At 56.9% G+C, this 11,824-nt stretch carries 8 protein-coding genes; all 8 read left to right on the top strand.

The window, feature by feature from the left end; all coding sequences use genetic code 11:
- Window positions 1-145: 145 nt before the first annotated feature.
- The 8 genes from VH599_20875 (at window position 146) to VH599_20840 (ending at window position 11,823) form a co-directional block, all read left to right on the top strand.
- Window positions 146-1,651, top strand: a complete 1,506-nt coding sequence (locus VH599_20875) for a serine hydrolase (GenBank protein HEY7350776.1) — start codon at window positions 146-148, stop codon at window positions 1,649-1,651.
- Complete coding sequence (locus tag VH599_20870; protein HEY7350775.1) at window positions 1,648-3,144, top strand: serine hydrolase; 1,497 nt, start codon at window positions 1,648-1,650, stop codon at window positions 3,142-3,144. The genes VH599_20875 and VH599_20870 overlap by 4 nt, the downstream gene beginning before the upstream one ends.
- 67 nt (window positions 3,145-3,211) lie before the next feature.
- Window positions 3,212-4,885 carry a peptide ABC transporter substrate-binding protein gene (locus VH599_20865; protein ID HEY7350774.1) on the top strand — a complete coding sequence of 558 codons (1,674 nt, stop codon included), beginning with the start codon at window positions 3,212-3,214 and terminating at the stop codon, window positions 4,883-4,885.
- A gap of 96 nt (window positions 4,886-4,981) precedes the next feature.
- Complete coding sequence (locus VH599_20860; protein HEY7350773.1) at window positions 4,982-5,968, top strand: ABC transporter permease; 987 nt, start codon at window positions 4,982-4,984, stop codon at window positions 5,966-5,968.
- A gap of 18 nt (window positions 5,969-5,986) precedes the next feature.
- A complete protein-coding gene (locus tag VH599_20855; GenBank protein HEY7350772.1) occupies window positions 5,987-7,003 on the top strand; it encodes an ABC transporter permease in 1,017 nt (338 codons plus the stop codon).
- A 44-nt stretch (window positions 7,004-7,047) separates the two neighbouring features.
- Window positions 7,048-9,117 (top strand): S9 family peptidase, encoded by a 2,070-nt coding sequence (locus VH599_20850; GenBank protein HEY7350771.1) that lies wholly within the window; start codon window positions 7,048-7,050, stop codon window positions 9,115-9,117.
- A gap of 74 nt (window positions 9,118-9,191) precedes the next feature.
- Complete coding sequence (locus VH599_20845) at window positions 9,192-10,694, top strand: amidohydrolase family protein (protein ID HEY7350770.1); 1,503 nt, start codon at window positions 9,192-9,194, stop codon at window positions 10,692-10,694.
- Between the two features lie 253 nt (window positions 10,695-10,947).
- Window positions 10,948-11,823 (top strand): arginase family protein, encoded by an 876-nt coding sequence (locus VH599_20840; protein HEY7350769.1) that lies wholly within the window; start codon window positions 10,948-10,950, stop codon window positions 11,821-11,823.
- Window position 11,824: the final 1 nt, after the last annotated feature.

The raw sequence follows: 11,824 nt of genomic DNA, 5'->3' as shown, positions 1-11,824 counted from the left end.
CAATCTCATCATCCATTCCAGGAGGTACCCCTTCGTCTGCCTAAAAAGCCACCCCCTGGTGTATCCTTTGGTAGATGGTTCCTCTCAGATGCTCAGGTACACTGTCTCGCAAGAGAGCAGACATTTACTTTTCAGGGAGGAATCCGTGAAAGCGCGCCCAGCCCCCATAGTGACGACAAGCACCCACCTGCAAGACCTGGAACACCAGGTTGGCAAGGTTCTGGATGAGTGGAAAGTGCCTGGCCTGGCCCTGCTGATCCTCAAGGATGGTGAAGTAGTCCTTTCGCGGGGCTTTGGCAAGCGCAGCGTGGCAGAGAACCTGGAGGTGACGCCGCACACGCTTTTCCCGATTGGTTCCTCTGGCAAAGCCTTCACAGCGGCGGCCATCGCCATGTTGGTGGAAGAGGGCAAGCTGGAGTGGGATAAACCGGTCCGGCACTATCTGCCCACCTTTACGCTGCACGATCCCTTTGCGACCGAGCGCATGACCCCGCGTGATCTGCTGACCCATCGCAGCGGCCTGCCCTGCCATGAGATCATGTGGTACAAGGCGCTTTTTACGCGCAAAGAAGCTGTCGAACGCTTACAGTACCTCGAACCCAATATAGACTTTCGCGTGATGTTCCAGTACCAGAACCTGATGTACGCGACAGCAGGCTATCTGGTTGAGTGTGTCACAGGCCAGACCTGGGAGGAGTTTGTTGCAAAGCGCATCTTTAAGCCGCTGGGCATGGATAGCACAAATACCTCCGTCCATGACTCGCAGCAGACCGACGATTACGCGCTGCCTTATGCTGAGGAAGAGGATGAAGTCAAAGAGGTTCCCTTCTATGATCGATTGCAGGCTATGGGTCCGGCGGGCGGCATAAACAGCACCCTGGAAGACATCAAGCATTGGTTGCTGTTCCAGCTGAACAACGGCAAACACGGAGAGACACAACTGCTGGCCGCCGAGCACCTCGTCCAGAATCATACCCCTCAGATGCTCATCCCTGCGTCGCCGGTCCTCAATTTTCAGGAGTTCTCAACGTCCAGCTATGGCATGGGCTGGGTAATCAGTGCCTTCCGTGGGCATCGGATGCTCCAGCATAGTGGAGGGATTGATGGCTTCTCCGCCGAGGTTGCGCTCTTGCCCGACGACCAGGCAGCAGTGGCCGTTTTCACGAATCTTGGCGGCACAGTCGCCCCCTATGTCGCCGCCTTCTATGCCTGTGATTACCTGCTGGGGGCAGAAGTATCCGATTGGAATGGGCGCTGGAAAGAAGAGTTTGGCAAAGCGAAAACGCTGGGGGAGCAGCAACTGGCGGCACTCGGCAAGGTCGAGCGCGTACCCGACGCCCCGCCCTCTCACCCATTGGAGGCGTATACCGGCGAGTACGCGCATCCCGGCTATGGTGCCGTAACGGTTACACTCAACGATGGTCAGTTGCACTTCGCCTATAACGATGTGACCGCCCCATTGACCCATATCCACTACGATCTCTTCGAGATGCTCATTAAGCTCGCTCAATACAAGGCGAAGGTGTCATTTACCACCGGAGAAACGGGAACCATCGAGAGCCTGGCAGCCAATCTGGAGCCAGCGGTGAAACCCATCGTCTTCACGCGCGTTGCAAGCAAAGCAGAACCAGCAGAGAGGGAAAATGAATGAGTCAACAGGTACACACGGCAGCTATTACCCCGCAACTCAAGGGTTTTGAGGACGATGTATACAGCGCAATGGAGGATGGGAAGGTTCCAGGGGCTGCCGTGCTTATTATCAAAGACGGCGAGGTGCTCTTCTCGCGGGGCTTTGGCAAGCGCAGCGTGGCAGAGAACCTGGAGGTGACGCCGCACACGCTTTTCCCGATTGGCTCCTCTGGCAAAGCCTTCACAGCGGCGGCCATCGCCATGTTGGTGGAAGAGGGCAAGCTGGAGTGGGATAAACCGGTCCGGCACTATCTGCCCACCTTTACGCTGCACGATCCCTTTGCGACCGAGCGTATGATGGTGCGCGATCTCTTGTGCCATCGCAGCGGGCTGCCCCGCCACGAATTTCTCTGGTACGGCTCGAACTTCACGCGCAAAGAGATCGTCGAGCGTTTAGCCTATCTCGAACCTAACGCCGATTTTCGCGCGCGCTACCAGTACCAGAACCTGATGTACGCGACGGCGGGCTATCTGGTTGAGTGTGTCACAGGCCAGACCTGGGAGGAGTTTGTTGCAGAGCGCATCTTTAAGCCGCTGGGCATGACCAGCAGCAACACTGCGGTAGAGGCTTCGCTCGCAACCAGCGATTACGCGCTGCCCTATCAAGAGAAAAAGGACGAGATTAAGGAAGTCCCTTTTTACCGCAAATTCCAGGTTATTGGCCCGGCGGGTGGCATCAACACCAACCTGGAAGATATGGAATACTGGCTGCGCTTTCAGTTGAACGAAGGCAAACACGGAGAGACGCAACTGCTGGCCGCCGAACACCTGGCTCAGAACCACACTCCCCATACGGTCATCCCGGCGGGCGAAGCGATTCCAATGGGCAAACACCCAGAGATTGCCAACTGGTGCTACGGGCAGGGCTGGTTCATTGGCTCGTATCGCGGCCATCGCATGGTTCAGCACGGCGGCTCGATTGACGGCTTTATGGCCGAGGTCGCCCTTTTGCCCGACGAAAACACAGCGGTGGCCGTCTTCACGAATCGCGGCGGTACCCTTGTCCCTTATATCATCGCCTTCACTGCCTGTGATCGCTTGCTCGGCGCTGAAAAGACGGATTGGAACGGGCGCTTGCAGAAAGAGTTCGCGGATCTCAAAGCCCAGGCGGAAAAGCAACTCGCGGAAATGCAGAAAGCCGAGCCTGCGATTCCCGATACCCAACCCTCGCACGCGCTTGACGCCTATTGCGGGCGTTATGAGCATCCCGGCTATGGTGTTGTGACTATCAGTCAGGTCGAAGATCGCTTACAATGCACCTATAACGATATTCCCTCATCCCTGACTCACGTCCACTACGACATCTTCGAGTTGAACCTCGAACGCTTTGAGTTCAAAGCAAAAGTGTCGTTTGCTACTGCCGAGAAAGGAGAGATAGATAGCCTGGCTGTCAAGCTGGAGCCGACGGTGAAAGCGCAGGTCTTCACTCGCGTGCCAGACTTATCAACAAAATGAAACTCACTGGTGTGTTTCGTTGCGCAACCTGATACATGGACGTGTCAGTATTTAAGGAGCTATTCGTATGCAAGAACAGACACGCACTCGTCCAATCTTGTTTTCCATCTTCATGTGCCTGCTCGTTCTGTTGATGGCTGCTTGTGGCAGCCCAACCCCTAACCCCCAGGGCAACGCAGCGCCTCCTGACAAGCAGGTGTTACGGTACCCAATTGGAGCGGCGGATTTCTCGTCGCTCGATCCTGCTGTGAGCGCCGCAACGACAGATTACACGGCTGTCAGCTTGATCTTTTCTGGCCTGGTGCGACTCAACAGTGACAACTCAGTGGTACTCGACCTGGCGTCTTCTTACCAGGCGTCCTCGGATGGGCTGTCCTATACGTTTACGCTTCGTCCCAACCTGACCTTTAGCGATGGCACACCCCTGACAGCGACGGATGTCGCCTATAGTATCAACCGGACCTTATCGCCAGCGACGGCCTCTCCTACCGCCTCGTTTCTGTCGGCAATCAAAGATTTTCTCCTCATGCTTACCGGCCAGATTCCAACCCTGATTGGCGATAGTCTGATTGTGAAGGATCCCCAGACCATTACCATCGTTTTGAGTACTCCTGCCCCCTATTTCCTGCAAGAACTGGCAGGAAACAATACGCATGTGGTCAATAAGGCGCTGATTGACAAATATGGCGCCTCCTGGACGGATCACCTGGGGGAGGGTGCTGGCGCTGGAGTTTTCAAAGTGGACAGCTACAGCCACAGCCAGGGGATGGTTCTGGTTCCCAATTCTCATTACTACGGGGCCAAAGCCCGCTTGCAGAAGCTCGAATTCTTGCCAGCGAGTGATCCAGCCACCGTGTATAAAGAGTATCTGGCAGGTCAGATTGACTATGCCGGGATTCCACTTGCCAATCTCGCTGGAGCCAAATCGCGCAGCGACTACCACCATGCCGCTGTTCTGAATATTGATTTCCTGGCGATGAATTTCCTGGCGAAGCCTTTCGACAACCTCAAGATTCGCCAGGCTTTTGCTCTGGCGATCAACAAGGATATTCTAGCCAGTAACGTCTTGCACGGCGCGTATGTGCCGACCAACCATCTCTTACCGCAGGGTATGCCAGGCTATAATCAGAAATTAACGGGACCAGCTGGTGTAAGCGGTACTGCGGGTGACCCGACAAGGGCGAAGCAGCTGTTGAATGAGGGATTGGAAGAGGCAGGATACACACCCAGCACGTTATCTGCCATCACCTTTACCTTCCCCAACCTTGGTCAGGATTTCCAGAATGTGGCCGAGGCGATTGTGCAACAATGGCAAGCGGCCCTCGGTATTACGGTGCAACTAAAGGTAGAGGATCCCGCTACCTTTGTGTCGCGAGACCTGCCTGCTACCAAAGGCCACGACGGCCCCCTACAGATCTGGTTCCTGGGATACTCGTATCTCGCCGATCCGTTCTTCTGGCTGAATACCTTCTTCGGCACAGAGGGATCGCTCAACGATGGAAACTATGGGCAAACCCCTGATCAACAGGCGGTTCAGCAACAGTTGGAGACGGCAGCGACGAATAGCAACGCTGAGCAGCGCACGCAACAATACAATGACGCCGAGCAGAAAATCGTCAATGACGTGGGCTGGGTTCCGCTGATTCAGGGGGGACTTGACGTATTGATTAATCCGAAGGTGCAGAATCTCGCGGCGAATGGTCCTACCAAGACCTGGAGCGATGTCTACATCTCGGTGTAGAACAGGAAGATAGCTCAGAGGCGCATCTCTTGAACTCCTGGGGAGTCTATGAGCAATCGCTAGTTCACCGGCTGGCGATTGCTCATGGGTTTCAAGATGATGAAAGGAGAAAAGGGGCATTTTGTGGTCCAGATGCTTGTAAAACGGCTGGTTGGCCTGATCTTGATTGTTCTGGCAATAACCTTTGTCACCTTCATTTTGGGGTATATGGCTCCAGGTGATCCTATTCGCATCCTCCTGGGGCAGCAATTTAATCCCACCGTGTATGCTCTGCTCAGGCATAAGTATGGCCTCGATCAGCCCTGGTATCAACAGTATGAAACCTTTCTCTTCAATCTCTTTCACTTCAACCTGGGAACCTCTTACACCCAGACAAATCGTCCTGTCTGGGATATTCTCAAAGAGGGCGTACCAATCTCAGTTGAACTGGGCTTCTGGGCGCTTGTGATTGAGTTTCTGGTTGGCATTCCGCTGGGCATCCTGGCAGCGACCAGGGCGGGTACCTGGAGCGATACCCTGAGTACGGGCGCGCTCCTGATAGCCTATACCATACCCACCTTCATTACGTGCGTGTTCGTGCAGGTTCTCGTGGTCTGGGTCGATCAGCAGACCAACATTGGCTGGCCGGTTGCCGGTTGGGGCGCGCCCTGGCACTATGACTGGGGCGATTTACGATACAAGATCGCCCCCATCCTGATCCTGTCTTTAGGCGGCATCGCCTACATTGCTCGTTTTACCCGCTCCAATCTTCTAGAGGTTATCCATCAGGATTATATCCGCACGGCTCGCGGCAAAGGGTTATCAGAACGTGTGGTAATCTATCGGCATGCTCTGCGCAATGCTTTGATCCCGCTGGTAACTCTCCTGGGCCTCTCTTTGGGTTTGCTGATTGCGGGAACCTTCTTTATCGAGTTTATCTTTAACATTCCCGGTATTGCAAACATTACGATTCGCTCGGTTATGGCGTATGACTACCCGGTGATCCAGGCAACGGCTATCCTGCTCGCTTTCGGTGTGGTTCTGGGCAACCTTCTCTCGGATCTCCTCTATTCTCTGGTTGATCCACGCATTAAATTCGCTTAGGTGAGAGAGAAGATTTTCATGAGTACAGAAATTACCAGACCAGCAGAGCAAGCTTCAACCGAACTCCCCGCTCCGCCAGCACATTCAGCCACACGGGAGCCATTGCGCCCGTTCCGCCGCGATAAACGCGCCATGATCAGTCTGTACCTGCTGCTGTTCTTCGTTTTTGTCGCGCTGTTTGGCCCGCTCATCTATCAACACATCGGGAGTCCCTATCAGAGCGCGCTGAATGGCGTTGTACCCGCGACCATTTACCACAACCCTTATCACCAGGAACTGGAGAACCAGGATGAATTTATCTCCGCGCAGTACTGGCTGGGAACCGATGACCTGGGACGAGATTTGCTGGCGCGGCTGATGCAAGGGGTACTGGTCTCGCTTACTGTCGCTATGATGGTCGAGTTGATCGTGCTGGGATTGGGGGTAACTATCGGGGTGCTGGCCGGTTACTATGGGGGCTGGGTGGACCAGGTTCTGGCGCGTTTCATTGATTTTATCTTTGCTTTTCCCAGCTTTCTATTTGTGATCCTGCTTGCCAGTATCTTCGGACCCTGGGCCGATACGCATTTGCGGAATATTCCGCTCATTGGCTCCAATGGGAACGCGCGCCTGGTGATCGTCTCATTGGCCTTAGCAGTTACCGGGTGGCCGTTGATGGCACGCTATGTCCGAGGACAAGCTCTCCAGATTAAGGAACAGCCATTTGTGGAAGCAGCGCGTGTCTGCGGAACCCCCAATGGGCGGATCATCAGACGCCACATCCTCCCCCATCTGCTGAACATCATTGTGCTGACTGCCACGCTTGATCTGAGGGGGATCATTGTGGGAGAAGCTGGCATTAGCCTGCTAGGATTGGGGGTACAGCCGCCTGGTTCGAGCCTGGGCCTGATGATTGTGCAGGGATCAAACCTCATTGATACGCATCCCTGGGGGGTTTTGTTGCCGTCGCTGGTACTCACGATCATCGTACTGGCGCTCTCCTATGTGGGCGATGGCGTACAAAAAGCCTTTGACCCTCGACTGAAAAACACCTGATATGCGCTTTTGCAATTCATCTTTCCCTTTCAAAGGAGCATACGATGGCTGAAGAAAAACGCGCGCTTTCCCTGGAGGATTTCTGGCAACTCAAGACGGTGGCTGATCCCCAGCCTTCGCCCGATGGCACGCAGGTTGCCTACGTGGTGGGCAGCTATGACGAGAGGAAGAATCAGGCTCACTTGGCGATCTGGTTGGCCTCATTGGAGCATGGACAGTGCCGCCAGTTGACGAGCGGAGAGAGCCAGGATATGCAGCCGCGCTGGTCGCCTGATGGCTCGCGGCTGGCTTTTGTCTCAACGCGCCATGAGGGAAAGCCGCAACTCTTCCTCATTGAAGTGGCTGGCGGAGAGGCGCGACGCCTCACCAGCGTGGCCGATGGCGCGACTTCGCCGCTCTGGTCGCCCGATAGCAAGCACCTCTGCTACACCTCAACGCCGGACACGGATCGGCAGAAGGTTGCCCAGGAGACAGCCTGGTTCGAGGCACACAGCGAGGTTGATAAAAACGCTCCGCGTCTGCGCCGCCAGACCACGCTCCTCACACGTTTCGACGGGCGCGGCTACATCGAGCGCCGCGCTCAGCTCTTTTTGCTCAACCTGGACGATGCACAAGCCGAACCGCGCCAGCTCACCCAGGGCGATTTTGACGCGGCTCAGGCGGCCTGGTCGCCCGATGGGGCGCTGATCGCGTTTGTGGCGAATCGCTCCGACGACGCCAATGCCAGCCTGGCAAGCGACATCTGGACGGTCGCTGTCGAGAGCGGTGAACTGCAACGCCTTACTGATGGCGATCTCAGCGCCATGTTTCCGGCCTGGTCGCCCAACGGAGAAACCATTGCGTTCTTCGCGGAACACCCCTTGAACGCCCGGAGCGGCTATGAAGACGCGCACATCTGGCTGGTTTCGCGTTCTGGCGGCGATCAGCGCGATCTCATGAGCCATCTTGATCGCTCGTTGGCCGCGGTACAACCCGACTATTACTTCGGGGCGGGCGCTACACCTGTCTGGACCCCGGATGGGCAAAGGCTCTCTTTTGTGAGCGCCGATCATGGGGCAAATGCGATCTTCACGCTCGCGGTCGAGGCTGGCGACTGCTGGCGCGTTTCATCCACCGCCGCGGACATCGTTGCCTTGCAGAGTGTGGAGGCTTGCCAGATGTTCGTGGGCGTGGCGGCAATGTCAGAGCAGCCCTACGATCTTTTCACTCTTCCCTGGAGCGGAGGTGAGCTTCAACCGCTGGTTGGCGTCAACCAGACTTTGCTCGCGGAAGTGAGCATCGCGCCGACCGAGCGCATCAGCTTCACTGGCCCCGACGGGTGGGAAATCGAGGGCTGGCTTGTCAGGCCACTGCATGCTGAACGTCCCTACCCGCTGATTCTCCATATTCACGGAGGGCCATACAGCGCGTGGGGGCACAGCTTCTACTTCCAGGCCCAGGCGCTGGCAGGCGCTGGGTATGCCTCGCTCTATATCAATCCGCGTGGCAGCAAAGGCTATGGTCTGGCCTTCACGCAAGCGGCAGATTGGGGCGAGAAGGACTACCTCGATCTGCTGGCTGGCGTGGATGCCGTGCTGGCGAGAGGGGAGGCTGACCCGGAGCGACTGGGCATCACCGGCATCTCTTATGGTGGGTTTATGACCAATTGGGCGCTCGGACACACAGACAGATTTGCTGCCGCAGTTTCGGTCAATGGAGTCTCAAACCATGCGAGTTTCTATGGGACCAGCGACCTGGGGGCGCTCTGGTTTGGCAAGCAATATGGGCATCCCTGGGAAAACGAAGATTTCTACCGTTCCCGTTCACCGATCACCTATGTGAACCGCATCTCCACGCCGCTGCTCTTGCTCCAGTCGGAAAACGATTACCGCTGCCCCATCGAGCAGGGCGAGCAAATGTTTGCTTCGCTGCTCGCGCGACGCCAGATCGCTGAGTTGATTCGCTTTCCCAACGCCAGCCATGCCATCGCCGCTACGGCCAGTCCGCACCATCGCTATTTCCAATGGAAGCTGACGCTGGATTGGTTCGAACGCTACGTCAAGCACAAGGAAAACACCCTCCTGACTGTTCACGAAGAGGCGCCCGTCACGAGCGAGTCAACGCAGATGCCGTGACTACTCACGACAATGTGAGCTTCGGCCAAAAAAGCGGCTGATGCGGCATCGGCCAGAAAGAAAGGCGGCAGCAGATGGAACAGCAGGGCGCGTATGATCTGGTCTTGCTCAATGGGCGAGTCATGGACCCGGAGACCGGGCGAGATATGGTGGCGCACGTTGGGATCACAGATGGAAAGATTGTCGCCATCGAACCAGAGCGGCTGGCTGGCAAGGAAGTTATTGATGCCGCCGGGCTGGTGATTGCTCCTGGCTTCATCGATCTGCATATGCATGGGCAGACGATCCCTTCGATGCGGATGCAAGCCTTTGATGGCGTCACCACCGCGCTCGAATTAGAAGCTGGCAATCTCCCAATCGGCCTGGCCTACGAGGTGGCTGCCAGAGAGGGTCGCCCGCTCAATTTCGGCTTTTCAGCGAGTTGGGCGCTGGCTCGTATGAGCCTGCTTGAAAACGTCCAGCTTGATGGCACGTATCGCGTGGCGCTGGCGAACTTAGGTGGACCGCAGTGGGGCAAACTAACGACGCCAGAGCGATCCCAACAAGTTCTCGCGCTGGTCGAGCAAGGGGTGCAGGAGGGGGCGATTGGCATCGGTATCCTGCTGGGCTATGGGCCACAGACCAACCGCGAAGAGTATTACGCGCTGGCACAACTGGCGGCTCGGTATCACGTCCCCACCTTTACACATGTTCGCTGGGGCAATTTTAAGGAACCGGGCAGTTCTTACGAGGGCGTCGCCGAAGTCGTCGCTGCGGCGGTAGCAACGGGCGCGCATATGCACGTCTGCCATGTCAATAGCACGTCGCTGCGGCATATGGATCAGGTGCTAGATGTCATTGGGCGCGCCCAACGGCAAGGACTCAAGATCACCACCGAAATGTATCCCTATGGCGCGGGTTGTACCGTCCTGGGCGCCCACTTTGCCGCCCCGGAGGCGCTCCCTCAACTTGGTATTGAGGCAACCGACATTTTTCATGTCAGCACTGGTCGCTGGATTGCCAGCGCGGAAGAGTTAGCCCAGGTTCGAGCGCAACACCCAGCAGACCTGGGCATCTTCTACTTTCTGGACGAGAACAAGCCAGAAGAACGTGTGTTGCTAGAACATGCCCTGACCTTTCCCGACACAGCGATTGCCACCGACGCCCTTCCATTTAGTGTTGATGGTACGCCACTGGAGGGTGATGTCTGGCCTTTGCCTGAAAACGCGCTGGGCCACCCGCGTGCCAGCGGAACCTATGCTCGTGTGCTGGGGAAATATGTCCGAGAGCAGGGGATCATCTCGTTGATGGAAGCCCTGCGCCGCGCCTCGCTTGTTCCGGCACAGATTCTTGAAGAAGCGGCGCCACAGATGAAATACAAAGGGCGGGTGCAGGTGGGTGCGGACGCCGATATTATCGTGTTTGATCCAGAGACTATTATGGACCGGGCCACTTACGAGCAGCCCTGTTTGACCTCGGTTGGCATGCACAATGTACTGGTCAACGGCGAGTTCGTCATCAAACAGCAATCGCTGGTACGAGAAGCCTTGCCAGGGAGACCCGTTCGTGGTCCCAAACGGCCACCCCAGCACGTATGAGCGGGAAAGCGATGGATATTCTTGTATCAGAAACATTGCCTGAATACCTCTTCAGAATGTACCTGCAAAACAGCGCCACAACCACTGCGGTGCAAAATCAAACGTTACACTGGCTATGGTTGCTCGTAGCATTTGCGAGCGTTTAGTGATACGCTACTGCCAGTCCTTCAAGCGGATATTGTTTGCGCGTCGCGCTCTTTGGTAAGCTGTTATCCTAATTGGGAGCATAGCAGCCTGGCAAGAAAGGCGTCCGATGGATATTACGATTGTTTGTGTCCCCTACCAGGGAGATGTCGCCCGCTGGGGCTGTGCGCTTGGGCCGCAAGCCTTCTTAGAGCGTGGGCTGTCCCAACGCCTGGAGGCGCTTGGGCATCGCGTCCATACGCCAGTGTGGATCGAACTTCCCCGAAGCGAACGAACCCGCGATACGGTGACGAATATCGGCTACTTAGCCAGCCGGGCAGCCGAGGCCGTGAAAACGGCGCTCCAGCAGCCCGATAGTCTGGTGGTGATGCTGGAGGGCGACTGTACGCACGCCCTGGGACCAATTGGCGGCATGGCTCAGGTGGCAGGAACGCCTGGGGTGGTCTGGTTCGACGCTCATGGCGATCTCAATACGCGGGCAACTACGACGAGCGGCTTCTGGGGAGGGATGCCTTACGCGGTGGCGCTGGGCTGGGACTTGGACGACTGGCGGCTGGCAGCGGGATTGGAGCCACCGCTGCGCCCGGAGGCTGCTGCCCTCATCGGGACCAGCGATCTTGATCCAGCCGAAGAAGACGCGCTTCAACGGCATCCGATCCTGCACTTGCGAGCAGAGGCGCTGCTGGGGGCTGACGCGGCGGAGCGTGTCCAGCGCGCCTTGCGGCCACGCGCCGGGGAAGCGGCATCGTGGTATCTGCATATGGACCTGGATGTGGCCGGACCAGAGGAGTCGCCTGGGGGTATGACGCCCGCGCCTTCCTGGGCGCCACGCGAGCAACTGATCGAGGCGGCCAGAGCAGCGGCGCGAGCCGTTCCGGTGCGAGTCTTTTCGCTGGCGGTGTACAATCCCGCCGCTGACAGTGCGGGACGCGGCGTGCGGTTTGGCCTCGACCTTGCGTCGGCGATTATGGAGGGCTTGCAATAAC

It is taken from the genome of Ktedonobacterales bacterium (assembly GCA_036557285.1).
Classification (GTDB): Bacteria; Chloroflexota; Ktedonobacteria; order Ktedonobacterales; family DATBGS01; genus DATBHW01.
Note: the sequence above shows the minus strand (reverse complement) of the source record. Positions and strands in the feature narration are given on the sequence as shown.